This window comes from Halomonas sp. CH40, from assembly GCA_041875495.1.
GTDB lineage: Bacteria > Pseudomonadota > Gammaproteobacteria > Pseudomonadales > Halomonadaceae > Vreelandella.
In genome coordinates, this window is record CP112982.1 from 183,818 (window position 1) to 208,854 (window position 25,037).

Annotated in this window: 25 protein-coding genes and 1 riboswitch; of the genes, 14 read left to right on the forward strand and 11 right to left on the reverse strand. The window is 55.3% G+C overall.

The features are described 5' to 3' along the window. Positions 1-98 precede the first annotated feature (98 nt). From fabB to OR573_00845, 3 genes are all read right to left on the reverse strand, one after another. On the reverse strand, positions 99-1,316 hold the full coding sequence (gene fabB / locus OR573_00835) for a beta-ketoacyl-ACP synthase I (GenBank protein ID XGA80232.1): 1,218 nt from the start codon (positions 1,314-1,316) through the stop codon (positions 99-101). Positions 1,317-1,328: 12 nt separating this feature from the next. After that, complete coding sequence (fabA, locus tag OR573_00840) at positions 1,329-1,844, reverse strand: 3-hydroxyacyl-[acyl-carrier-protein] dehydratase FabA (GenBank protein ID XGA80233.1); 516 nt, start codon at positions 1,842-1,844, stop codon at positions 1,329-1,331. Between the two features lie 397 nt (positions 1,845-2,241). Next, positions 2,242-4,908: an EAL domain-containing protein gene (locus OR573_00845; GenBank protein ID XGA80234.1), complete on the reverse strand. Its 2,667-nt coding sequence runs from the start codon at positions 4,906-4,908 to the stop codon at positions 2,242-2,244. A gap of 207 nt (positions 4,909-5,115) precedes the next feature. Next, positions 5,116-5,278, forward strand: a riboswitch (TPP riboswitch). A gap of 104 nt (positions 5,279-5,382) precedes the next feature. Here OR573_00845 and tenA point away from each other — a divergent pair. After that, a complete protein-coding gene (gene tenA / locus OR573_00850) occupies positions 5,383-6,051 on the forward strand; it encodes a thiaminase II (protein XGA80235.1) in 669 nt (222 codons plus the stop codon). 74 nt (positions 6,052-6,125) lie between these two features. Further along, the gene (gene thiC, locus OR573_00855; protein ID XGA80236.1) at positions 6,126-8,027 is read left to right on the forward strand and encodes a phosphomethylpyrimidine synthase ThiC; all 1,902 of its coding nucleotides are present in this window, start codon (positions 6,126-6,128) and stop codon (positions 8,025-8,027) included. Positions 8,028-8,133: 106 nt separating this feature from the next. Here thiC and OR573_00860 read toward each other — a convergent pair whose 3' ends face one another. Then, on the reverse strand, positions 8,134-9,054 hold the full coding sequence (locus tag OR573_00860) for a DMT family transporter (GenBank protein ID XGA80237.1): 921 nt from the start codon (positions 9,052-9,054) through the stop codon (positions 8,134-8,136). Between the two features lie 93 nt (positions 9,055-9,147). Between OR573_00860 and OR573_00865 the strand changes: the two genes are divergently transcribed. The 4 genes from OR573_00865 to OR573_00880 all read left to right on the forward strand — a co-directional run bounded on the left by OR573_00865 (position 9,148) and on the right by OR573_00880 (position 12,220). Further along, complete coding sequence (locus tag OR573_00865; protein ID XGA80238.1) at positions 9,148-9,852, forward strand: ABC transporter permease; 705 nt, start codon at positions 9,148-9,150, stop codon at positions 9,850-9,852. Then, on the forward strand, positions 9,849-10,586 hold the full coding sequence (locus tag OR573_00870; protein ID XGA80239.1) for an ATP-binding cassette domain-containing protein: 738 nt from the start codon (positions 9,849-9,851) through the stop codon (positions 10,584-10,586). The genes OR573_00865 and OR573_00870 overlap by 4 nt, the downstream gene beginning before the upstream one ends. A gap of 71 nt (positions 10,587-10,657) precedes the next feature. Further along, complete coding sequence (locus OR573_00875; GenBank protein ID XGA81639.1) at positions 10,658-11,431, forward strand: substrate-binding domain-containing protein; 774 nt, start codon at positions 10,658-10,660, stop codon at positions 11,429-11,431. 135 nt (positions 11,432-11,566) lie between these two features. Then, a complete protein-coding gene (locus OR573_00880; GenBank protein ID XGA80240.1) occupies positions 11,567-12,220 on the forward strand; it encodes a peroxiredoxin in 654 nt (217 codons plus the stop codon). A gap of 92 nt (positions 12,221-12,312) precedes the next feature. On the opposite strand, the gene OR573_00885 is transcribed toward OR573_00880, so the two are convergent. Continuing rightward, on the reverse strand, positions 12,313-12,561 hold the full coding sequence (locus OR573_00885; protein ID XGA80241.1) for a hypothetical protein: 249 nt from the start codon (positions 12,559-12,561) through the stop codon (positions 12,313-12,315). A gap of 145 nt (positions 12,562-12,706) precedes the next feature. Between OR573_00885 and OR573_00890 the strand changes: the two genes are divergently transcribed. Then, entirely contained in the window at positions 12,707-13,597 is an 891-nt protein-coding gene (locus tag OR573_00890) for an alpha/beta fold hydrolase (GenBank protein ID XGA80242.1), read from the forward strand. Positions 13,598-13,649: 52 nt separating this feature from the next. On the opposite strand, the gene OR573_00895 is transcribed toward OR573_00890, so the two are convergent. Next, entirely contained in the window at positions 13,650-13,997 is a 348-nt protein-coding gene (locus tag OR573_00895) for a carboxymuconolactone decarboxylase family protein (protein XGA80243.1), read from the reverse strand. Positions 13,998-14,241: 244 nt separating this feature from the next. Between OR573_00895 and OR573_00900 the strand changes: the two genes are divergently transcribed. The 4 genes from OR573_00900 (at position 14,242) to OR573_00915 (ending at position 18,228) form a co-directional block, all read left to right on the forward strand. Further along, entirely contained in the window at positions 14,242-14,733 is a 492-nt protein-coding gene (locus tag OR573_00900; protein XGA80244.1) for an Lrp/AsnC family transcriptional regulator, read from the forward strand. Positions 14,734-14,885: 152 nt separating this feature from the next. Then, on the forward strand, positions 14,886-16,031 hold the full coding sequence (locus tag OR573_00905; protein ID XGA80245.1) for a glycine cleavage system protein T: 1,146 nt from the start codon (positions 14,886-14,888) through the stop codon (positions 16,029-16,031). A 26-nt stretch (positions 16,032-16,057) separates the two neighbouring features. Continuing rightward, positions 16,058-16,513: an OsmC family protein gene (locus tag OR573_00910; GenBank protein ID XGA80246.1), complete on the forward strand. Its 456-nt coding sequence runs from the start codon at positions 16,058-16,060 to the stop codon at positions 16,511-16,513. Positions 16,514-16,527: 14 nt separating this feature from the next. Continuing rightward, the gene (locus tag OR573_00915; GenBank protein ID XGA80247.1) at positions 16,528-18,228 is read left to right on the forward strand and encodes an acyl-CoA synthetase; all 1,701 of its coding nucleotides are present in this window, start codon (positions 16,528-16,530) and stop codon (positions 18,226-18,228) included. 87 nt (positions 18,229-18,315) lie between these two features. Here the strand turns inward: OR573_00915 and OR573_00920 are convergent, their stop codons facing one another. The 5 genes from OR573_00920 to OR573_00940 form a co-directional block, all read right to left on the reverse strand. Beyond that, on the reverse strand, positions 18,316-19,332 hold the full coding sequence (locus OR573_00920) for a S8 family serine peptidase (protein XGA80248.1): 1,017 nt from the start codon (positions 19,330-19,332) through the stop codon (positions 18,316-18,318). Between the two features lie 326 nt (positions 19,333-19,658). Then, positions 19,659-20,240, reverse strand: a complete 582-nt coding sequence (locus tag OR573_00925; GenBank protein XGA80249.1) for a hypothetical protein — start codon at positions 20,238-20,240, stop codon at positions 19,659-19,661. Then, complete coding sequence (locus tag OR573_00930) at positions 20,237-20,815, reverse strand: sigma-70 family RNA polymerase sigma factor (GenBank protein ID XGA80250.1); 579 nt, start codon at positions 20,813-20,815, stop codon at positions 20,237-20,239. The genes OR573_00925 and OR573_00930 overlap by 4 nt, the downstream gene beginning before the upstream one ends. After that, entirely contained in the window at positions 20,812-22,089 is a 1,278-nt protein-coding gene (locus tag OR573_00935; protein ID XGA80251.1) for a hypothetical protein, read from the reverse strand. The genes OR573_00930 and OR573_00935 overlap by 4 nt, the downstream gene beginning before the upstream one ends. Continuing rightward, entirely contained in the window at positions 22,035-22,568 is a 534-nt protein-coding gene (locus tag OR573_00940; GenBank protein XGA80252.1) for a hypothetical protein, read from the reverse strand. The genes OR573_00935 and OR573_00940 overlap by 55 nt, the downstream gene beginning before the upstream one ends. 100 nt (positions 22,569-22,668) lie before the next feature. On the opposite strand from OR573_00940, the gene OR573_00945 reads away from it, so the two are divergent. From OR573_00945 to OR573_00955, 3 genes are read left to right on the forward strand one after another with little or no spacing between them, the layout of a single operon-like run. Then, positions 22,669-22,989, forward strand: a complete 321-nt coding sequence (locus OR573_00945) for a hypothetical protein (protein ID XGA80253.1) — start codon at positions 22,669-22,671, stop codon at positions 22,987-22,989. A gap of 32 nt (positions 22,990-23,021) precedes the next feature. Next, entirely contained in the window at positions 23,022-23,357 is a 336-nt protein-coding gene (tnpB, locus tag OR573_00950; GenBank protein ID XGA80254.1) for an IS66 family insertion sequence element accessory protein TnpB, read from the forward strand. 56 nt (positions 23,358-23,413) lie between these two features. Beyond that, on the forward strand, positions 23,414-25,009 hold the full coding sequence (locus OR573_00955) for an IS66 family transposase (GenBank protein XGA80255.1): 1,596 nt from the start codon (positions 23,414-23,416) through the stop codon (positions 25,007-25,009). Positions 25,010-25,037: the final 28 nt, after the last annotated feature.

Genomic DNA, 25,037 nt, shown 5'->3' on the forward strand with positions numbered 1-25,037 from the left:
CACAGACAAACCTGACAGTACCGAAGAAACTAAAACGGCGCCAACCTTGTGGGTTGGCGCCGTTTTGTCAGTGCAGGCTTGTCTGGGGCGATAGCTGGTTAGCTGGCATAACGCTGGAACACCAGACAGGCATTGGTGCCACCAAAGCCGAAGCTGTTGGAGAGCACGCGCTGCAGGTTAACGCCATCACGGCGCTGGGTGACGATATCAAACCCATCCGCCTGTTCATCGAGTGTATCAATGTTCGCTGACGCAGAGACAAAGTCATGCTTCATCATCAGCAGCGAGTAGATGGCTTCCTGTACCCCGGTAGCACCCAGCGAATGGCCGGTAAGCGATTTGGTCGAGCTCATGGCCGGGGTGGTATCACCAAACAGTGCACGAACCGCCTGCAGCTCCGCGACATCCCCCACCGGCGTTGAAGTGCCGTGGGTGTTGATGTAGTCAATGTCGCCGTCGACGGTTGCCAAGGCCTGCTGCATGCAGCGCACGGCGCCTTCACCGGAAGGGGCAACCATGTCATAGCCATCAGACGTAGCGCCATAGCCCACCAGTTCAGCGTAGATGTGGGCACCCCGCGCCTTGGCATGCTCAAGCTCTTCCAATACCAGCATGCCGCCGCCACCGGCAATCACAAAGCCATCGCGGGCCTGGTCATAGGGGCGGGAAGCCTTGTCTGGGTCTTCATTGTATTGGGTGGATAGCGCACCCATGGCATCGAACAGGCAGGTAAGCGTCCAGTGTTCCTCTTCACCACCACCGGCAAACACCACATCCTGCTTGCCCAGCTGGATCTGCTCCATGGCACTGCCGATGCAGTGAGCCGAGGTGGCGCAGGCCGACGAAATTGAATAGTTGACGCCCTTGATCTTGAACGGCGTGGCCAGGCAGGCGGACACCGTGCTGCCCATGGTACGGGTAACGCGATAGGGGCCAACCCGGCGCAAGCCTTTCTCACGCAGCACATCAGCGGCTTCTACCTGGTTGGCGCTGGACGCGCCGCCCGAACCGGCAATCAGGCCGGTACGTTCGTTGGAAACCTGTTCTTCTGAAAGGCCAGCGTCTTCAATGGCTTGTGCCATGGAGATATAGGCATACGCGGCCGCATCGCCCATAAAGCGCAATAGTTTGCGATCAATCAACGCATTAAGATCAATATCGACGCTGCCAGCAACCTGGCTGCGTAGACCGCGTTCTGCATACTCTTCTTTGAAGCGAATGCCACTGCGCCCGTTTTTGAGCGCATCCAGGACCTGTTGCTGATCATTGCCGAGACAAGACACGATGCCCAGGCCGGTGACTACCACTCGTCGCATGGGAGCCTCCTGTTAAAAATTCGCAGTGGAGGTAAATAGGCCAACGCGCAGGTCGTTTGCCTGATAGATTTGACGCCCGTCGACGGTCACTGTGCCGTCGGCAATGCCCAATATCAGGCGACGGGTAATGATACGCTTGATATTGATGTTGTAGGTAACCTTTTGGGCGTCGGGCAGAATCTGACCGGTGAATTTGACATCACCACAGCCCAGCGCTCGCCCACGGCCCGGGTGGCCCAGCCAGCCCAGATAGAAACCTACCAGTTGCCACATGGCATCCAGGCCAAGGCAGCCAGGCATTACCGGGTCACCGGGGAAGTGGCAGTCAAAAAACCACAGATCCGGGGTGATATCCAGCTCGGCAATAAGCTCGCCTTTATTACTTTCACCGCCGTCTTCGGTAATGCTGGTAATGCGATCAAGCATCAGCATGTTGGGCGCTGGCAATTGTGCATTGCCGGGGCCAAAGAGCTCGCCGCGTGAGCAGGCCAGCAGTTCGTCGCGATCAAAAGAGTGTTGCTTGGTCACTGAAACGTTCCGAATGTCGAGATTATTGTTGGCCGCGTGCGGCACCCGAGCCGAAGCGGAGTGCCAGTGCACAGGCCGCAAGGCCATCACTAGTCTACTTCCCGATGCTTGTGAATGCACGTCGCCTGTTCTGTCAAGGCTGTCATCATGCACCCCCGCAAAGCCGTAAAAAGCACTGTTGATCTTTCAGCGTGACACTTTCGGGCCGGTTGATGCAAATAGCGTTCAGGCCAGTTGATTAGTCGCTACTGCGCAAATAATGCCCGATCAGCGCTCAGGAAGCGAGTATCGCTCGCTAAACCCTCGGTGGTGTCATGATGGTTTACAAAAACACCTTCAGTCTCTGCAATAATTTAGTGAGTCGTGAGTCGTGAGTCGTGAGTCGTGACTTTGTGATTCAAGGTGAGCCGTGGGTTGTTGTGCCCTCAGTCAGGGTGAAATGTGTTTTCCATTCCAGCAATTGGCTGGCTGGCATGGGGCGCGCAAACGCATAGCCCTGGCCATACTCGCAGCCCATGGCCAGCAGGGACTGAGCGTGAGCACTGGTTTCCACCCCTTCGGCAATAACGCGGCGCTGAAAGGCTTCTGCAAGGCTCAAGACGCCTTTGAGCATGACCAGATCTTCTTCGTTATCCAGCATATTGAGCACAAAGCTTCTATCGATCTTGAGTATTCCGGCTGGCAGATAACGCAGGTAGGCAAGGGTGGAGTAACCTGTGCCAAAGTCATCCAGAGCGAAGTTAACGCCGAGGGTCTGACATTGGCGCATAATATCAGCGACGCCTTGCATATCATCCAGGGCACTGCTTTCAAGGGCTTCAATTTCCAGGTCGCCGGGCGCGTAATCAGGAAAGGTATCCAGGGTGTCAGACAGCCACTGGGTAAAATGAGGGTGCTGCAGGTGAATGCCATCAATATTAACGCTGACAGGCCAATGAATGCCGTTGGCTTTCCAGTCGCTGCACTGTTGCAGCGCGCTATTAACGACCCATTCACCCAGTGCGATGGCAAATGGATGCTGCTGGATTTCAGGCAGGAACATGGCGGGTGGCAAGAGGCCCTGCTCTGGGTGTTGCCAGCGTATCAGCGCTTCAACACCGATGACATCACCGCTACGCATATTGATTTTGGGCTGATAGAACAGCATGAACTCATTGTTGGCTAATGCCTGCTGCATGCGGGCAATACTCTGATGATGACCGCGCACAGCACGCTCATGAGCCTGATCAAACAGGTGATAACGGTTCTTGCCCAGCTGTTTGGCCTGATACATGGCATGATCAGCCTGACGAATGAATTGATCCGGGTCGATATCCTCATTGCCATCGTAGACCGCGACGCCGACACTGGCGGATACCTGCAGCTCGCAATGAGTGAAGCGGATAGGCTGATTGACGCGCTGGATCAGTTGCTGGATGACCCGCTGCATTTCCAGGTCACATGGCTGGTGAGGCAATACCATGACAAATTCATCGCCGCCCAGGCGGGCCACAATCTCATTGTTTTTCAAGGTACTGCGCAGGCGCTCAGCGACGACTCTCAGCACCTGGTCGCCAAGGCTATGATCGTAGCGGTCATTGATCTCTTTAAATCCATCGAGATCCAGGTAGGCCAGCATCACCGAATGTTGGCTTTCTCGTGCCTCTTGCATGATCCGGGTAAGCCGCTGGGTGAACCCTTCACGGTTGGGCAGGTCGGTTAAACGATCAAAATAAGCCAGGTGTTGAAGGCGGCTTTCATATTCTTTCTGGCGGGAAATATCGGTAAAAACAATCACAAAATGAGTGCTGCGGGTCGCGGCATCCTTGACCAGCGAGAGCGTCAGCTGAATTGGGTAGTGCTCCCCATTTTTACGTTTTTCCCAGATTTCCCCTTGCCAGACGCCATCATTGGCCAGTGTGGCCTGCAGACTTTCATCACGCTGAATATCGAACAGGCGATCCAACAGCGATGAGGGTTGGTTGAGTACTTCAGCGGCCTCATAGCCAGTGGTTCGTGTGAAAGCGGCGTTGACGTCCAGAGTATTGCCCTGCTCATCGGTCAGCATGATGGCATCGTGGGCGTTACGGAACACGCTGGCGGCCAGGCGAAGCTCGTCTGTTTTGCGGCGCACCAGTTGACGCAGGCGCAGGTTCCACGCCACCACCCATAGGGCGCCGATGATAATAATCAGGGCGTGAGGCCAGTATTCACGCCATTTGATCGGCGCCGATGGCAGCATTTCGCCCAGCCACTTGGCGTTAATGCGCTCAATGACTCCCTGTTCACGTGCATGAGCAATACCTTTGTCGAGAATATTCTGCAGCAGGTGCTCGCCTTCCTTGACCGCCATGCTGTTAAGCCCGGTGTACAGAGGCTCGCCCACCCGCTTCATTTCCACGTTCAAGCCTGAGCGATAAAGCTGGAACAGCACGATCTGTTCATCGCCAATCATGGCATCGGCTTCGCCCCCCAGCACGGCCAGCACGGCATCCGAAAAATTGATGGTAGAAACGAGAGTGACATTGATGCCGGCTTCTTCCAGAAACTCCTCAGCATAGTCACCGCGCTGAGTGGCGACACGCAGGCCGTCGAGATCCTCAAGCCGGGTAATGTCGGGGCGATCAACGGGCACAAAGATAGCCGCAGGGACTTCAAAGATCGTCTGGGTAAACTCGAAGCTGGTATCTCGGGTAGGGCTATAAAAAAAGCTGGTCAGTACGTCGGCACGGCCCGCCTGAATCTGCGCTTGTGCCGTGCTGAAGTCGGTATGGGTAAATCGAGCCTCAAACCCTGCTTCATCGGCAATCCACTGGGCGAGCTCAACCATCATGCCATCGCTTTGGCCCTGATCATCCATGAACTCAAAAGGGGGGTAGTTGCTCTGGCTAACAAATACAATGGGCTCGTTTTCTGCCAGGTACGCACGTTCTGACGCGCTAAGCGCTATCCCTTGTGCAGTGGCCGGTGTGGGTAGCAGGCATACCAGCAGCAGTAACGCGACCAGGCCTGTAGCACGCTTTAACTTGCTGAACAGCCAGTGTTGGGTCTGGCTTTTTTGTACATGGCTCCCGCTTACTGCCACTTTTTAGCGCTCCTCTTCTTTGTGCTTTGACGAGTGGTCATCGCTACAGTGGATAGCGTATAGGAATTAATATTTTACAATTAACAGCCTCGCGTAACTTTCATCGAGCGTCTAGAGGAGAGCTCAATTTTTTCGCTGTGACGTTAGTGCTATAACTTCTGTGTCTTTCTTGCATCTCTTGATGATGCCTCCTAGACTGCTTCCTTCAACTGCTTGACGGGGTGCCGGTGAATCCGGCTGAGATGGTGCAGGGTGTATCCACTTGATACTGCCAAAGCGCTGGTCCCGCTGAACCTGATCCGGCTAATGGGCGGTTCCTCATGAAGAGGGAAGCTCGGGTACCGGCGTAGGGATCAAGCGATGGCCTTGGCTAGCTCTTCTCACGATCGCACGCCACCTTCTGCGCCATTTCCTCGATCTTCTGCTTAACGCATACCTACGCCGACCCTCCGGATCATTACTGCCGGAGGCTTTATGGGTTATTGCTTTACTGATCTTACCAACGCCTGCCATAACGACTGGCGCGCCTATATTGAACACGATTTTGTCCGTCAATTGGGCAGTGCCACGCTTCCTGAACCCGCGTTTCGCCACTATTTAAAACAGGATTACCTGTTTCTGATTCACTTCGCCCGTGCCTACGCGTTGGCGGCCTATAAAAGCCCTACGCTGGCTGATCTACGCCAGGCCCATGAAGGGTTGAAAGCCATTGTGGATGTGGAGCTGGGCCTGCACGTGGGGTTCTGCCAGGAGTGGGGCATTTCAGAAGACGAGCTGGCCCAGCTGCCGGAAGCGCGCGCAACGCTAGCCTATACCCGCTACGTGCTGGATACCGGCAACCGCGGTGACCTGCTCGATCTGCACGTGGCGTTGGCGCCTTGCCTGGTGGGCTACGGTGAAATTGCCAACTGGCTGAACGCTCAAGCGTTTACCCGGCGCGGTGTAGAAAACCCCTTTGATGCCTGGATCGCCATGTACGCAAGCGAAGAGTTCCAGGCCGCCATGAGGGCCGAGCTGGAATGGCTCAACGCCCGCCTTGCTGACGTTACCCCCGCCCGCTTTGCCGAGCTGAGCCGGATATTTGGCGATGCTACGCGCCTGGAAATCGACTTCTGGCAGATGGGGCTGGATCTTGCTCATTAACCCCGCGAACCCAAACTACACAACCGTCGTATCACTTGTCGCTTTAGAACAACAAATACCCTCAGGAGATCATCATGAGTAAAACCAGCCACTTTTTAGCCGAAACTGCCCAGGTCGATGCGGCCGCCATTCAACCGCTGCCCGCCTCGCGCAAGGTGTATGTGGAAGGCTCGCGGCCAGATATCCGCGTGCCATTTCGCGAGATCACCCTGTCGCCTACCAAAACCAGCAGCATTGATGAACAGAACCCGCCGCTACTGGTGTATGACACCTCCGGCCCTTACACCGACCCGGCCGCCAACAACGATTTGCGCCAGGGCTTACCCGCGCTGCGCCGTACCTGGATTGAAGAGCGCAACGATACCGAGTTTCTGGATGGCCCCACCAGTGAGTATGGTAATCGCCGCGCTAACGACCCAACCCTTGCCCAGTTGCGTTTTGATCTGACTCGTACGCCGCGCCGGGCGAAAGCGGGCAAAAACGTCACTCAGTTGCATTACGCGCGCCAGGGCATTATCACGCCGGAAATGGAATTTATTGCCATCCGCGAGAATCAGCGTCGCCAGACGTTAGGCACTGCGGAGGTCGAGCGCATTCTGGGCCATCAGCACCCTGGCCAGAACTTTGGAGCCAGCCTGCCGGAAGAAATCACCCCGGAATTTGTCCGCGATGAAGTGGCCCGTGGGCGGGCGATTATCCCTAACAATATCAATCACCCGGAATCCGAGCCGATGATTATTGGCCGTAATTTCCTGGTCAAGATTAATGGCAATCTGGGTAACTCAGCGGTCACCTCATCAATTGAAGAAGAAGTCGACAAGATGACCTGGGGTATCCGCTGGGGGTCGGACACCATCATGGATCTTTCCACCGGCCAGAATATCCACGAGACCCGTGAATGGATTATCCGCAACTCGCCGGTGCCGATTGGTACCGTGCCGATCTATCAGGCGCTGGAGAAGGTCAACGGCGTGGCTGAAGACCTCACCTGGGAAGTGTTCCGCGATACTCTGATCGAACAGGCCGAGCAGGGCGTGGATTACTTCACCATTCATGCGGGCGTATTGCTGCGCTACGTGCCGCTGACCGCCAACCGCGTGACCGGCATTGTCAGCCGGGGCGGTTCGATCATGGCCAAGTGGTGCCTGTACCATCATCAGGAAAGCTTCCTGTATACCCACTTCGAAGAGATCTGTGAGATCTGCAAGCAGTACGACGTGGCGTTTTCGTTGGGTGACGGCCTGCGGCCTGGCTCAATTGCCGATGCCAATGACGAAGCGCAGTTCGCCGAGCTGGAGACCCTGGGCGAACTAACCAAGATCGCCTGGAAACACGACGTTCAGGTGATGATTGAAGGCCCTGGCCATGTGCCCATGCACTTGATTAAAGAGAACATGGATAAGCAGCTAGAGGCGTGCCATGAGGCCCCTTTCTATACGCTTGGCCCACTGACCACTGATATCGCCCCTGGCTATGACCACATCACCTCCGGCATTGGCGCGGCGATGATCGGCTGGTTCGGCTGTGCGATGCTTTGCTATGTCACGCCGAAAGAGCACCTGGGCCTGCCGAATAAAGATGACGTGAAAACCGGCATCATCACCTACAAGATTGCCGCCCACGCAGCAGACCTGGCCAAGGGCCACCCGGCCGCCCAGCGCCGCGATAACGCGCTTTCCAAGGCACGCTTTGAATTCCGTTGGGAAGACCAGTTCAACCTGGGGCTGGATCCGGATACTGCCCGGGAGTACCACGACGAAACCCTGCCGAAAGATTCCGCCAAGGTGGCGCACTTCTGCTCCATGTGCGGGCCCAAGTTCTGCTCGATGAAAATCAGCCAGGAAGTGCGCGATACCTACCGCGACCGCGCGCCAGAAAATGCCGCTGACAGCGACGCCGAGGCGGTCAAGCGCGGTATGCAGGAACAGGCAGAGAAGTTCCGCCAGACAGGCAGCCAGCTGTACCAGGAAGTGTAAGCTAAAATAAAGGGGGGCAGATCCACATTAATTGTTTCACGCTCTTTCTTGGATGATTAGCGGTTATTAATGTGGATCTGACCCCCTTTATTCCCATTTATTCTGGTTAGCTCGCGCGGGACAACCCCAGCACGATAATCCCGCCGATGACCACGGCGCCGCCTACCAGCTGGCCAGGGGTCAACATCTGCCCCAGAAAGAGATAGCCCAGCAGTAGAGACGCCACCGGTTCGAAATTCATGACCGGTGCGTTTCTGGCCATATCCAGACGCGGGACACTAATAAACAGAATGGAAAACGCGCTGCCGTACAACACTGCCAGCAGCATCAGCCCTGTCCAGCCGGTGGTGTTGTCGGGCAAGCTCATGCCGCCAGGCATTGCACCCAGCAGCCCACCCAGGATCATGGCAATAAACACCGTCTGCATGGTCAGCCAGCTGCGTAAAGTGCTACCCACCTTGGCTAGCCGGTGTTCGGTAATCCACAGGGTGCTGGCCAGGGCAAAGGCGGCGGCCAATCCAAAGCCAATACCTATCAGCCATTCAGGCCCCATGGTCTCCGCATTGGCCAGCCAGCCGGGAATATCAAGTACCACGAGGAGCCCGATCAGAATGGTGCCCATGATCAGGCAGCTGCGCAGTGAAGGCCGTGGCCCACCCAGCGCCCAGCTCAATAGCGCCAGCTGGATGGGAAAAGTGTTCACCAGCAGCAGGGCGATGACCACAGGCAGGCGGGCAACCGCTGAATAAAGGCAGACGCTTTGAATCGCAATCAGCACGCCTGCAGCGAGCTGCCAGGGCCAGGTACCGGGTGGCAGCCAGAAACGCTTTTTCTGCATCATCAAGAGCGCCAGCAAGATCAGGCAGGCCACGCCGGAGCGCATCAATACCGCAAGCAGCAGGCCCGTGCCATTATCAAATGCCAGCCGTGCCGCGACATGGTTGGCGGCAAACAGGGTAGCAACCGACATCATCAGGGGAATGGCCAGATGGCGGGGCAGAACGTCAGACGATGAGGCTGAGGGCATAATGTTTGAACCAACATGGGCAGGATAAGGGTCACAGCAAAGTGAAAGTCAGCCAGATCAAGCATACTATGCAGCCTATGATAGGAGAATTGAATGGCTGCAGATTCCAATGCCCTTAATGTGGCACTATCCCTGTTGATCAACCTGGATGCGGCGCTGGTCGACATCGTGCTGCTTTCCCTGCAGGTATCGTTATTGGCGGTATGCCTGGCGGCAGTGATCGGCTTCCCCCTGGGGGCCGCAGTAGCGCTATGGCGTTTCCCTGGGCGTGGTTTGATGGTGGTGGCATTGAATGCCTTGATGGGTTTGCCGCCAGTGGTGGCCGGGCTTGTTGTCTACCTGCTGCTTTCCCGCGCGGGGCCACTGGGCGAGTGGGGCTTGCTGTTTACGCCAAGTGCCATGGTGATTGCCCAGGTAGTGCTGGTGCTGCCGATTCTGGCGGCGCTGTCGCGTCAGAAGGTTGAGGAGCTTTTGGCTGAATATCAGGAACAGTTTGTGTCGCTGGGTATGTCACGCCTGCGCATGATGCCGACCCTGCTGTGGGATGCGCGCTTTGCGCTGCTCACTGTGCTGCTGGCCGGTTTCGGGCGGGCCAGCGCAGAAGTCGGCGCGGTGATGATGGTCGGCGGCAATATAGATAGCGTGACCCGGGTGATGACCACCTCCATTGTGCTTGAAACCAGCAAGGGCAATCTTCCGCTGGCGCTGGGGTTGGGGATTGTGCTGTTAACCCTGGTGCTGGTGATCAATGCGGCCGCCTATCTCGTCGGCGAGTGGGCGCGGAGGCGTACCGGATGACAGTTTTACAGCCGCTGGATACCCATGCTTCAGTTTGCCCCCGGGCGTCACTGATATTTGATCGGGTTACGTTCAGCTATCAGGGTAAACACCTGTTGGGTCCCTGTTCGTTTACGCTGCAAGGGACTGGCCCGACGCTGGTGATGGGCCCTAACGGTGCGGGCAAAAGCTTGTTGCTGCGCCTGGCCCACGGCTTGCTGGCGCCTGCGTCCGGCAGTGTTCAATGGCTACCGCAGCGCCCGCGTCAGGCGATGGTTTTTCAGCAGCCGGTGATGCTGCGCCGCTCGGCAATGGCCAACCTGATGCATGCGCTGGCGGTTAACAAGACACCGCGCCGCCAACGGCGTGATATGGCACAAGCGGCGCTAGCACGCTTCGGCCTGGCGGCAAGCGCAGAGACGCCCGCCAGGGTGCTGTCTGGCGGAGAGCAGCAGCGGTTGGCGCTGGCACGTGCCTGGGTGCTGGCCCCTCAGGTGCTGTTTCTGGATGAGCCGACTTCCGCTCTTGATCCTGCTGCCATCAAGGCCGTGGAAGAAGCCGTGTTGGCCTTTCAGCGTCAGGGGACGCGCGTCGTGATGACCACCCATGATATTCATCAGGCGCGGCGCCTTGCTGCGGATGTGCTGTTTATGGCGGGCGGCCAGGTGCGAGAACATACCGCTGCTCAGCGATTTTTCGAGCAGCCCGACTCACCCAGCGCGCAGGCGTATCTTCGCGGTGACATTATTGAGTAATGCCGATGCCCCAGATGTTAAATGTCATGTTCAAGAGACATGCAGTGCATAAAGCCCTGACGCTGGCGACCATGATCAGTGGCGTTTTGATGACCCAGGCTCACGCGGATGACTTTATTACCCTGGCATCCACCACCTCGACGGAGAACTCGGGGCTGTTTGCAGCCATTGTGCCGCCCTTCGAAGCCGCAACCGGTATTGAAGTGCGGGTGGTGGCGGTGGGCACCGGCCAGGCGTTTGAAATTGCCCGGCGTGGCGATGCCGATAGCCTGCTGGTGCATGACACGATCGGTGAAGAGCAGTTTGTGGCAGACGGTTACGCCAGCGAGCGTGCTGATGTCATGTATAACGATTTTGTGCTGATTGGCCCAGCCGATGACCCCGCAGGCATTGCAGATGCCAGCAGTGCGGCCGAAGCGTTAGCCCTGATTGCGGATGCCAAAGCGCCTTTCACCTCCCGTGGGGATGACAGCGGCACCCACCGTGCCGAACAGCGCTTGTGGGAAAACGCAGGTATAGACCCGCAGGGCGGCTGGTACCGTGAACTGGGCAGCGGCATGGGGCCAACACTGAATATCGCCGCCGCCATGGATGCCTATGTGATGTCTGACCGGGCTACCTGGGTAGCGTTTGAAAACCCTCAGAATCTGGCTCTGCTGTTTGCAGGCGACAAGGTGCTTTTCAATCAGTATGGCAGCCTGGTGCTGTCTGCCGAGCGCCATCCGCACCTGAAGCATGATCTGGCAGCGCAGTGGCACCGTTGGCTACTCTCGGAAGACGGTCAGCAGGCGATTGGCGCCTTTGAGGTGGAGGGCCAGCCGCTGTTCTTCCCCAATGCGCAATAATGTCGCAGGGTTGGGGGCTGAGGTTGTAATATCGCTGCCGCGTACCCATGGTATAGGTTATATAGGTGGCGCATGCTGGCGCCTGTCATTAGTCAGCTTGCGTTTATTCAATTTGCTTGAAACAAGGAGTATCTAATGTCGTTACGCATTAATGAAGTTGTGCCGGATTTTGAAGCCGATACCAGCCAGGGGCCGATTCGCTTTCACGACTGGATTGGAGATAGCTGGGCGATTCTTTTTTCACATCCCAAAGATTTTACGCCGGTCTGCACCACCGAGTTTGGCGCTGTGGCTACGCTGGATGCCGAGTGGAAAAAGCGCGGTACCAAGGTGATTGGTGTTTCCGTTGATGGTGTTGAAGAGCATAAGCGCTGGATCAACGACATCGAGACTTACTGCGGTAACGATGTTCACTTCCCGATCATTGCTGATGAAGAGCTGAAAGTCTCCAAGCTGTTCAACATGCTGCCAGCAGAAGCCTATATGCCGGATGGCCGCACCCCGGCAGACAGCGCGACGGTGCGCTCTGTCTTCATCATTGGCCCGGATAAGCAGCTGAAGCTTTCCATGACCTACCCGATGACGGTTGGCCGTAACTTTGCTGAAGTGCTGCGCGCTCTGGATGCCCTGCAGACCAGCGCCAGCCACGGTGTTGCCATGCCAGCTGACTGGACGCTGGGCCAGGATGTCATCATTCCGCCGAGCGTTTCGGAAGACGATGCCAAAGCGAAATTTGGTGAATATGAAACCATCTTCCCTTACCTGCGCAAAACCAAGCTGCCTGAGTAAGTGGCGACGCTAATATTGGCTATAAACCTGAACCACCCTGACGGCTAGCCGTCAGGGTGGTGTTGTATATCAGGTTGTGGTGGTGCGGGAAGCTATCTCAGCCAGCTGACCGTATCCCAGGCATGCTGCTCTGGCGACGGTATGTTCTCGCGCGCTTTTTCCAACTCATCTTCGCTGATATCACCCAACCCATAGGCGTGACCATGGCGTTTGGCATGACCTTCAATCCACCCATTGGTATAGCGAAACCCGGGAATGCCTTTTTGCGTTTCGTGCGGCTGACCGCGTTCGCCATCAATAAAGCCACGAATCCAGGCACGGCGGTAGGTATAGATGAACATGTAGATACCTTGGTTTCCAGGCTGGATAAACGCGTCATCTAAGCGTTTAGTTTTAAGCTAATAGTATAATATTGTAAACTAGTTTGTGTTGCAATGCAGCGTTAATTCACAGCATCAAGCAGGCTTGCAGAGGAGATGGAAGGTAATGACAGAATGGTATCTGGCAGGCTTGCTGGCAGGAGTCGTACTGCTGGGCGTGGCATTGCAGCGGCGTTTCCATCGTCGTCTGCATCGCGAGTTGGCTGCTCCTCGGGAAGCCGTTAACCGCTCATTGGAAGACGTTGGGCTGCAAGGTGACACCGTGCGCTTTACCACGGTGGGAGAGCGGATGCTGGAAGCCTGGTGGCTGCCCGCAAAGGCGCCGCAAGGGCAGATAGTGATTACTCACGGCTGGGGAGCCAATCGCGCCACCCTGCTGCCACTAGCGCCGTTGCTGCTTGAAGCGGGTTGGAGCCTACTGCTGATTGATGTGCGCAACCATGGCAATAGCGATGATGACACCTTCTCCTCCATGCCGCGCTTTGCCGAAGATATTGACGCCGCCCTGAGCTGGCTGAAGCACCATCAACCCGCTTTACCTACGGCACTGATTGGCCACTCGGTCGGGGCAGCGGCTACCTTGCTGTGTGCCTCACGGCGCGATGATATTGCCGCTGTGGTCAGCCTGAGCAGCTTTGCCCATCCGGATGGCATGATGCGCCGCTGGCTGGATGCCAAAGGCTTGCCGTTCTTCCCGCTGGGCTGGTACGTAATCCGCTATGTGGAAAAGGTCATCGGCCATCGCTTTGATGCCATCGCACCGGTCACGACACTCCCTCAGATCCGCTGCCCGGTCTTGCTGGTGCACGGCGAGAGCGACGATATCATTCCGTTAAGCGACGCTCAGCGGCTCACCCAGAAACAGACGCCCGGTGTGACCTTGCGGGTGGTGCCCGGAGGGCATGATCTGAGCGATAGTCTGGCGCGTCACGGTGATGAGCTGTTGGCGTTTCTGAACGCTGCCATTGACAAGCCTACCACCGAGCACTGCGCATAAATGCAAAAGCGCCCTTCAGCGAGCGCTTTTAATTCCCCAGATAGGAATGCCATCAGTCCTGCTTGGAGAAACTGTCAAAGGCTTCCAATGCTTGTGCGGCATAGGTGTAGGCCGGGCCGCCGCCCATATACATGCACACGCCCAGCATTTCCATGAACTCTTCACGGGTAGCGCCCAGCTCGGCGGCTGCCTTGGAATGAAAGGCAATACAGCCATCGCAGCGAATGCTGATGCCAATGGCCAGTGCCATCAGTTCCTTGTGCTTATGTGACAGCGCTCCTTCCTTGTTGGCCCCTTTGGCCATCTGGGTGAAACCCTTGGCGACATCAGGGATATTCTTGCCGATTTCCTGCATCAGGGCGGAAAGGTCCTGAGTCGTTTTCTGCCAGTCTTTATGCATGTATTTCTGCTCCTTTCAAGAAAGCATTGCGCTTGGAAAAGTCGCATTGTAATCGATGGTTATGCTATTTAATAATCAATATATTCTAAATTTGACGCAGGTCAGCTAAGTCACCCTCCGGCGACGTAATCAGGCTAGCGGGTGTCGTGCATAACCATGCTCAGTTTGGGCGAATAGCCTACCATCGCGACACAACGTTTATCAGGGTGGTGGTATGTTTGATACGTCGATAACCAGTAGGCGCATGAAAAAAACTGCTCTTGATGCCGCTGATATCCGTATCCTCAGCGCCCTGCAGCGCCATGGCCAGCTCAGCAAGACCAAGCTGGCCGAGCTGGTCAATCTTTCCCCTACGCCCTGCTGGGCACGCCTGGATCGCCTGAAATCGGCGGGCTACATTCGTGGCTATCATGCCGATATCGCGCTTGAACGCGTGCTTGATATCACCCGCGTCATGGTCAACCTGTCGTTGATGCATCACCGCAAGCAGGATTTCGAGCGTTTCGAGACCTACATTCGCAATATTGAAGAAATCACCGAATGTTATGTCACCGGGGGCGGGATGGATTATGTGTTCCAGGTCGTGGTGCCGAGCCTTTCTGCTTTCCAGAACCTGATGGATCGGCTGCTATCCGAAGACCTGAATATTGATCGCTACTATACCTATTTCATCACTCGCCAGGTCAAGTCGACCCAGCCAAATCTGGCCGCCCTGACGGCACATGCCAGCCCATAACCAATTGGTCTGCAGTCAATCAAAAAGTAGTCTTTTCGGACGCCTAAAGGGCCTATCTTCAGTCTGCATGATGAATAGTCAGGCGCTATCCTTCTCGAACAATTAAACATCACGGCACACGGTGCCGCTGATTGAAAAAAGGGGCAAACGTCATGTCATCATCCGTCAATACCGGCTTCGGTACACAGATCCGCAAATCTCCCTATTTTGAGGCTACTCTGCGTTGGGGGGCTCAGGGATTTTCCGTTTATAACCACATGTATATTCCGCGCGACTTCGGTAGCCCAGAGCAGAATTTCTGGAACCTGGTGAACACCGCCATCCTGTGTGATGTGGGCGTTGAGCGTCAGGTTGAAATAACCGGACCCGATGCAGCGGAATTCACCCAGCTGCTGACTCTACGCAACCTGTCGAACATGGCCGTTGGGCAATGCAAGTATGTGCTGATCACCAATGCCAGCGGCGGTATTCTCAACGATCCTATTCTGCTGCGCCTGGCTGAAAACCACTTCTGGCTGTCGCTGGCCGATAGCGACATCCTGCTGTGGGCTCAGGGTGTTGCCGTCAACTCGGGGCTGGATGTCACCATCAGCGAACCGGATGTTTCACCTCTGCAGCTGCAGGGCCCGGTGTCTGGCGAGATCATGAAGGCTCTGTTTGGCGAGAGCATCATGGATCTGCGCTATTACTGGCTGCGCGAGGTAGAGCTGGACGGTATCCCGCTGATTGTGTCGCGCACCGGCTGGTCAAGCGAGTTGGGCTATGAGCTTTATCTGCGTGATGGCAGCCGGGGTGATGAGCTGTGGGAAAAAATCATGGCCGCTGGCCAGCCTTTTGGTCTTCAGCCTGGCCATACCTCGACTATTCGCCGGATTGAAGGCGGCATGCTGTCCTATCATGCCGATGCCGATATTCACACCAACCCCTTTGAGCTGGGTATGGATCGTCTGGTGGATCTCGACATGGAAGCAGACTTTATCGGCAAGGCGGCGCTCAAGCGCATCCAGCAGGAAGGGATTCGCCGCAAGCAGGTTGGCCTGTGCATCGATGGTATCGACCCCTTGAGCGGGCCGAATGGCGATTTCTGGCCGATTAACTGTCAGGGTAAGACCGTTGGCAAGGTCACCTCGGCGGTACATTCTCCCAGGCTGGCGCGCAATATTGCTCTGGCAATGGTGGATATTGACGTCGCTGATATTGGCACCCAGGTTGAAGTGCTGATCGGTGGCGAACAGGTTCAGGCTGTTGTGGCTGAAAAGCCGTTTTATGATCCTAAAAAGCAACTGGCCGCCGCCTGAATTCATCCATCGGAAAGGATAACTGTATGTCAGCACTCTCTATCGAGCTTGAATGGACGCGCAATACCGCTGAACTGAAACCGGGTGCCTACGCCAATGCGCACCGGATTGACTATAACAGTGACACTGCGGTTATGGTGGATGCCGCCCCTGACTGGGGCGGTAACCCTAACAACACCAACCCGGAGCAGGCGCTGGCAGCGGCACTTTCCAGCTGCCATATGATGACGTTTCTGGCGCTGGCGGCGAAGGCAGGCTGGCCGGTTGCCAGCTACCATGATCAGGCGACGGCTGAGCTTGGCAAGAACGCCAAAGGGCAGATGTCGGTCACGCGTATCGATTTGCATCCGCAAGTGCACTTTGACGAGGGTTTTGAGGTAGATGCTGCAGAACTGGACAAGATGCAGCAGCGCGCGCATCGTTATTGCTTTATTGCCAATACCCTGGCCGACGATGTTGCCATCGGTATCCAGTCAAGTTAAGGACAGCCGCGCCTATGAACAATCATTCCAATAATAATGAAAGCCATGCCGCTCATACCGATGAGCATGGCAGTAATCCCTACAATCAGGGGCTTGATCGCAACCCGGCCAACTTTCAGCCGCTGACGCCGCTGCAGTTTCTGGAACGCGCTGCCAGCGTCTTCCCTGAGCATATTGCAATCGTGCATGGTCGCCTGCGCCGTAACTATGCAGATTTCTATGCCCGCTCCCGCCAACTGGCATCAGCGCTTACCGAGCGCTATGCCATTGGCCGCGGCGATACGGTCAGCGTGGTGCTGGCCAATACGCCGGAAATGCTGGAATGCCATTACGGTGTGCCGATGTGCGGTGGCGTATTGCACTCGATCAATACGCGCCTGGATGCGGCGACGATTGCCTTTCAGCTTGATCATGCCATGTCAAAAGTGGTGATTGCCGATCGCGCTTTCATGGCGTTGGTAAAAGAGGCGCTGGCGTTGGCCTCTGTCAGACCTGTACTGATTGAGGTCAATGACCCCGAAGACGATTCGCCCCTTTCCTCTGCTGAGCTGCCGGGCGATATCCCCGACTATGAAGACGTGATCGCCACCGGCAGCCCAGACTTTGCCTGGCTGATGCCGGAAGATGAATGGGACGCCATTTCCATCAATTACACCTCGGGCACTACCGGCAACCCCAAAGGCGTGGTCTCTCATCATCGCGGTGCCTATCTGCTGGCTCAGGGCAATGCGCTGACCACGTCCATGCAGAAGCATGCTGTCTACCTGTGGACGCTGCCGATGTTTCACTGCAACGGCTGGTGCTTCCCGTGGACGCTTTCGGCGATTGTCGGCACCCATGTGTGCCTGCGTCAGGTGCGCGCCGAGCCCATCTGGGCAGCGCTGGCCGATGAAGGCGTCACGCATCTGTGCGGTGCGCCGATAGTGATGTCGCTGCTGATTGATACCCCTGAGGCTGAACGACCCCTACTGGACCGCCAGGTGCAGTTCTTTACTGCCGCCGCCCCGCCGCCCGAGCGGGTGCTGGCAAACATGAACACTCTGGGTTTTGATGTCACCCACCTCTACGGCCTGACAGAAACCTACGGCCCTGCGGTGGTGAATGACTGGCATCTTGACTGGTCAGACTGCTCCCAGGAGGAGCAGGCGCGGCTCAAGGCCCGCCAGGGGGTTCGCTACCTGCCATTGGAACAGCTGGAGGTGCTTGACCCGGTCAGCGGTGAACCGGTTCCCCATGACGGTGAAACCCTGGGCGAGGTGATGTTTCGCGGCAACGTGGTGATGAAAGGCTACTTCCGCAACCCGGAAGCCACGGCTGAGGCGTTTGCCAACGGCTGGTTCCATTCCGGTGACCTGGCGGTAGTACACCCGGACGGCTATCTGCAGCTCAAGGATCGCACCAAGGATGTGATCATTTCCGGCGGCGAAAACATCTCGTCTATCGAGATTGAGGAAGTGCTCTATCGTCATCCCGCCGTCAGCGTGGCAGCCGTAGTCGCCATGCCCCATGAAAAGTGGGGGGAGACGCCCTGCGCCTTTATTGAGCTTACCCCCAACAGCGAGGCAGATGAAGACACCTTACGGCAGTGGTGCCGCGACCACCTGGCGCCTTACAAGGTACCGCGTGAATTTGTGTTCGCCACCATTCCGCGTACCTCCACCGGCAAGATCCGCAAGGTCGCCCTGAGAGATCAGGTACGGGAAACTGTTAAGTAAATAGTCAGTTAAGTTAAAATCACACAACCAACGAGGCCTACGCTTTCCAATCGTCATATTAGCTAGCGTAAGTTTCCTTGGGGAAGGCTATTTACAAGTATCAGGCCAACGTACCAGACCCCAGCCGAAAATATCATCTTTGCCGGGTGGGCCAAGATCAATGGCGTTGGCACGCGTGCCTTCTAAGGTTTCTTGGCCCGATTGTATCTCAGCCAACATAACAGCCAGGGCAAAAGGTGCCGCAAAGGAAGTGCCGGTATGGTAGGCAGTGCCGTTATCGTTGGCTGACCAAATCTGTACGCCTGGGGCAGCAAAGTCAATCTGATGACCGCGGTTGGCATTCTGATAGATACGGTTTTGGGCATCAACAGCGGTGACTGCAATGACGCCTTGGTGAGTTGCAGGATAAAGTGGAGTTGTTTCAGGACCTTGATTTCCAGCTGCTGCCACGAGCAAAATATTACTTTCTAGCAATTTATCAAGCGCTGTTTTGAGCAATAAATTTTCTGGCCCGCCTAATGCCAGATTGATAGCTTGCACATCCTTTCCGAGTAGCCAATCGAGACCGCTTAGTAAAAGATCGGTAGTTGTATCAGGGCCGCGCTCAGTCTGGCGAAATACAGCTGCCACAGAGAGTCTTGCGTCGGGCATCAAGGGGAGGAAGCCAGCGCCTGGATTTCCTAGCCATAAAGCGGCAATAGCAGTGCCGTGGCTGGCAGGTGCCAATGGAGGCCTGGCTAGCAGTAGCAGCTCAATCGGACGGTTGGTTAGTGCCGGATGCTGAGTATTGACGCTAGTGTCTATCAACCCCAAGTGAGTATCAATCAGGCAAGTAGTGCTGTCAGGGTTAAATTGGATCAGTCGCTGAGCTGCTTGGTGTCTGGAAGATTGTAGCTGGTAACGATGGTTCAGTGCTAGGTTTGCTTGTGGCAACCGTTCAGCTGCCAGGCGCAGCTGTTCCTTTGCATTACTTCCTGGTGGGAGCCTAAAAACACTTAGCACTTTATCCAGATGTTTCAGCTGCTGGCGCTGTTTGATCTGAAATGGCAGGCTATTGAACGCTTTGACCGCTTCGATAGCCTCCTCCATGTTTTTAGACAGCATAAGTAACTCATCAGGCTCATGATCCTGAGAGGATAATGTGTTACCAGAGGGTGGTGTTTTTACTATTGGAAATGTAGGCAGCGGAAGGCTGGATGGCCCTTGCCCCATTAGGCTTCCGCGCGGCGGTGGTGGAACCTGTTGAGAAGGAGGGCTCAGGCCAGGGTGGTCTACGTCGCTATACTCCCTATCAGTTAAAGTGTCTGGCGCTGTCTCACGATCAATGTTTTGCACCTGTTGTGCATTCAATGGTGCAGTGTGAACCATAAGCCATGCGTATAGCATCAGAAAGCCGAACTTAGTAGCTGAACGGGGAATGCTGCTAGCTTTCATGGCCGATTGACCTCTTCGATCAAATCGCTTTCAGAAAGCTGTTGTTTGACACTATCGATATCACTGTCTTGAGGTAGTTGAAGCATATAGATGCCTAACGCTCCCGGACCGGCAATAATTTCCGCTCCAAAGGGCCGAAGAAGAGCCTCCAGTTCAACCAAGGTGATGTTGGGTTCCGGTACAATCTGGAGGTGTGATTGTGTTGCCCCTGGAGTTCCTGATAACAATGACCACTGACTATTTGTCGTGCTTTGGAAGATAACGACACTAGTCTGCAGGGTGACCACTAAACAAGCGGCTAATGCCAGAGGCTTCCAGAAGCGCTTTATTGGCTGGCGCTGAGACAGGCTATCTGATGGAGGTGTTGTTTGTGCAATATCCCGCTTGAGTCTGGCTAGCCCCAGCTCCGCTGACGGCATCTTTTCGTCACGCTGCCATCCTTGTTTTATGGCGCGCATCAGAGAGACTTCGTTAGCCAGATCAATATCTCGAGCGATCTCCTCCTGAATGCATTTTTGTTGATCGCTATCCAGTTTACCGTTGAGGTATAGCAGTAAATGCTCGTCATCGTACTTCACTTGTCGCTCCTACCGGCTCGTGCCAGCTGTGACTTTAACGCCTTTTTAGCGTGAAAAACGCGTGATTTGACCGTTCCAACTGGAATATTGAGTATGCTGCTGATGTCTTTGTAATCGAGTTCTTCAAAAAAAGCCAAGTGAAGTATCTCGCGATACTCTTGTGCAAGGCATTTAAGGCAAGTATTCAGGTATGCCTGGTTGCTGGCAGCTTCTATGGCTCTCTCAATATCGGCAGCGGGCGCTTCATCGGGGTGGCTATCATCCAATTCTTGAAATTCTCGTCGGCCCTGTTGGCGCCAGTAATCCTGCATCTTGTGATAAGCAATTCCCAGCAGCCATGTGGTTGCTTTTGCTTGCCCTCTGAATCCGTGAGCCGCTCGCCAAGCCTCTAGCATGGTGTCATTGAGTAAGTCGTTGGCAACAAAAGTATCGTTCAAACGTGATAGTAGAAAACGGTACACACGTTGTTGATGGCGACGATAGAAGCACTCAAGCGCTGAGTTGTCATGGCAAGCCATGGCAGCGAGGAGAGCACTATCATCACGACTGTCTTGATAGGTATTGGTCATCGTCATGGGCGAATCGACTCAAGTGGACTGGCGGCTATCACTGTGCCATCGCGATCGATAGCAACCAGCCGCCAAAGATATAACTGGCCTTTTTGCAATTGATTAATCAGGCTAGAACTGGGTGATGCTGATTGGTGTTGCCCATGGAACAACTGGCCAGCACTAGGAGCTTGCGCAAGTTCTGCCTGTTGCTGACCATTTGATAAACCAGAAACAGACAGCAGTTGGTCAGTAGTGTTAGGGTAAAATTCCAGTTGATACGCATAAGCATTCGACACTGGTCGCCAGTAAAAGCGACTATGAAGGCTGAAAGCATCTGTAGATTCGCCAAGCCAGGCATCAAGTGCAGGAATACCATTGTCGCTATCAAGAACGCTGTCACTGACACGGTAGCTTAACGTAGGCCAATCGCGCTGATCCTCAATCATTTGACGAGGAGAGATAATCCGCAAACGTAGTCGGTGCAGGCCGTTCATGGTGCTGGGAAGGGGGGGAGAGAGCAGCGTAATGTCGCTGCCGCTGATGTAGCGATTAACAATCTCAAGAGGCACATACAGAGGTTGTCCCACTGTACTAACGGGTGTTGCTACCTCCCAGATAGCATTCAATCGACCTGCTTGTCGAAAGCGGATTCGTACTCTAGCTTTTAGTGGCATATCTGGGCGAATGACCTCACTTAGTGTGCCAGTTTCAAACGTGAGAACCAGGTTCTGAATTTCGACTCCACTCGTTGTATCTATACCGTTAACGGCTTGACTACGACCTGGAACCGGCTGATGCAGATCAATTATTTGGACTGCCACGGTGGGAGAACTGCCTTCGAATTGAAAATCACGGACATAGTAGATGCGACGAACACCAGCTTGAGCCGCCAACGCGCTGATAGAGCCAGGTACGCTCAGGCGTTCGTTGAGGCGAAATTCAAGGCCATTACCCGCGGGTAAAAGACGTTTTGTTAATGTTGTGGAGGCTCTGCCTAGAATCCGCTCACCAAAGGGGTTTTCTAGCATGAAGCGCCCTTGCGTGGAGGTAAGCATGCCGCCTTGGCGTTCGGGATCAAGGACTTCACCTAGCCACGTCACCCTCAGGTTGCTATCAATGCCAATGGTTGCTGCACCTTGGCTAGTACAGGTAAACCTGTTTTCACAAATAGAAAGTACCTGGCTATAAGCGATGTTGCTGATGGGCAATATCGTTATCATCATCAAGATAGCTACTAAGGTTCTCATGGCTGCATGCCTGGATATGAGGAAGGAAGGGTCGTCTTCAGATGCAGCCATAACTGTTGTTCGTTCAGAGTCGGGTTGTTCCATAACCTGTCCTTTAACTGATTGCCAGAATAGCTAAGCGTAAGAGAAACACCGGATCGGTTGGTTTTGGCTTTACGCAGAGTCCAATCCAGTTGGCCGCTGATATAGCGATTGACCTGATGCTGAGCAAAAAAAGGATCGTCTTCGGCGTTAAAGTGATTAAGGTTGAGGTCAACGCGGGCAGATAATCGTTCTGGAATCAACTCTGCGGTACCAGCGAGGTTATAGAGCGTTTGGTCAGTGTGCTCTCCGCTACCACGGTAATGTGTGCGTGTGTTCTGTAAACCTGCGCTAATATGGTAGTGCTCGCTGAAGTCGAAACCGACCTGTCCACCCAGGTGTTGCAGTTGAGTGTCTGGCTGCAAACCAGTGTGGTCTGTTAGCTGTTCGATACCGGCGTCTACAGACCAATCCCACTTAGGTTGCTGAAAAGAGGCGTTGAAGTGCACACCCTCAGTAGTCAGGTTGTAAGCGCCCTTAAACCGGCATCTACCGCTCTCGCTTTTATCCCCTCACACTGATGCCATCAGATCTTTGTGAGGGGGTGTCATGACGCATCAAGAACGTGAGCAATATTGGCAGCAACAAGTCACCGAATGGCAAACCTCTGGCTTGTCCGGCATGGCGTTTTGCAAGCAACAAGCGCTAAAGTACCATCAGTTTTCTTACTGGCGTCAAAAGCTCTTGGCCAGCGCATCGTCAACAAAAGAGCCAGTCGCCGGTTTTGCCACCGTCGCATATCCCAATACCGGCACCGCAAAAGAAATAGACTCCACGGGGCTTACGGTATCACTGCCCGGCGGTATCACGGTCACGGGCTTGCACGCGGGCAACGTGGCGTTACTGGGCGATATCCTGAGGCAACTGTGAAGCGGCCGCGCTATTTACGCCCCGCGTGGGAAATGCCCGAGATCTACCTGTACCGCGCACCGGTCGATTTTCGCAAGCAAGCCAACGGCCTGGCGTTACTGGTGGAGCAAGAACTGGGACACAACCCCTTTAGCGGGGCGCTGTATGCCTTTACTAACCGGCAGCGAAATAAAATCAAGTGCCTGATGTGGGAAGACAATGGCTTCGTGCTCTACTACAAGGCGCTGGCCGAGGAGCGCTTCAAGTGGCCCGGCCCCTCGGATGACGTTATGGCGTTGACTGGCGAGCAGATCAACTGGCTGTTGGATGGCTACGATATCACCCTGATGCGCGGCCATAAAACACTGCATTACGACAGCGTCGGATAGGCCATAAAGCTCTTATTTTCAGTGCTTTAACACACCGAATCTGGTATCATTGGCCCATGAAAAAGCACCCCGAAGTCTCCTCCCAACTGCCTGATCTCAGTGGCCTCTCCGCCGCTGAGGTAGTGGCTCTTGTGGCGGGGCTTCAGCAACAGGTGACGGCTCAACAGACGGCGTTACAGCAACGTAATCTCTATATTCAATTGCTCGAAGAGAAGCTGCGCTTGCAGCGCATTCAGCAGTTCGCCGCGCGCAGTGAAAAGTCTGCGAACCAGGCTCATCTGTTCGATGAGACGGAGTTGGAAGCTGACATCGAGGCGCTACGCGATCAGTTACCCGACGATGTCGAAGAGCAAGACGCGCCGCGTCCCTCACGTCAACGTCGCCAACGTGGCTTCTCCGACACTCTGGTCCGTGAGCGTATTGAGCTTACGCTCAGCGAAGAAGAAAAAGTCGGGGCGACCAAGACCTTCTTCGCCAAGGTAAAAGAAGAGCTTCAGTTCATCCCCGCGCAGCTGAAAGTCCTCGAATACTGGCAGGAAAAAGCGGTGTTCCCGCTTGAGGGCAACGACCATCTCCTTACTGCGGAGCGTCCGGTTCATCCGCTAGGCAAGTGCACGGCGTCGACGTCACTGCTAGCGTACGTGATCACCTCCAAGTACGCAGACGGTTTGCCGCTGTACCGCTTGGAAGGCATGTTCAAGCGGTTAGGCCACGCTGTTAGCCGCACGCAGATGGCCAACTGGATCATCCGCCTGAATGACGTCTTCACGCCCTTGATCACGCTGATGCGCGAAGTGCAAAACAGCAGCGCGTATCTGCAAGCCGATGAAACGCGGCTGCAAGTGCTCAAGGAAGACGGCAAGACCGCTCAGTCAGATAAATGGATGTGGGTCACCCGAGGTGGCCCACCGGATCAACCGTCGGTGCTCTTTGCCTACGACCCGTCCCGCGGCGGCAGCGTGCCGGTGCGCCTACTCGACGACTTCTCAGGGATCCTGCAGGCCGATGGCTACGCCGGTTACGGCCAGGTATGCCGTGCCAACGGCATTACCCGCATTGGCTGTTGGGACCATGCGCGACGCAAGTTCGTGGAAGCGTCTAAGGCAGCCAAGGTCAACGCGAAAGGCAAGGGCGCCACGCCGGCCAAGGCCGAGGTAGGGCTTAGCCATATCAACAAACTCTACGCCATCGAACGGCAGATCAAGGATCTCAGCGAAGTGGAACGCTACCGTGTCCGCCAGGAGCTGAGCCTTCCGCGTCTTGAGGCCTTCAAGGCTTGGCTAGAGGCTAATGTTACCCGCGTCATGAAAGGCAGCCTGACGCGTCAGGCGATGGAATATACGCTGAACCAATGGGACTTCCTCATCGGCTATTGTGCGCGCGGCGACCTGCATATCAGTAATGTTCTGGCAGAAAACGCCATTCGCCCGTTTGCCGTTGGTCGAAGAGCCTGGCTGTTCGCGGATACCTCCCGCGGCGCTCACGCCAGTGCCACCTGTTATTCACTCATCGAAACGGCAAAAGCCAATGGCTTGGAGCCTGCTGCCTATATCCATTATGTGCTGGAGCACATCGCCACCGCTGATACGTTAGAGGCACTGGAAACGCTGCTGCCCTGGAACGTGAACTTGGCGCCCGCCGAAAAAAAGTGAAAGAACACGGCTAGGTCAAGTGTGTCGA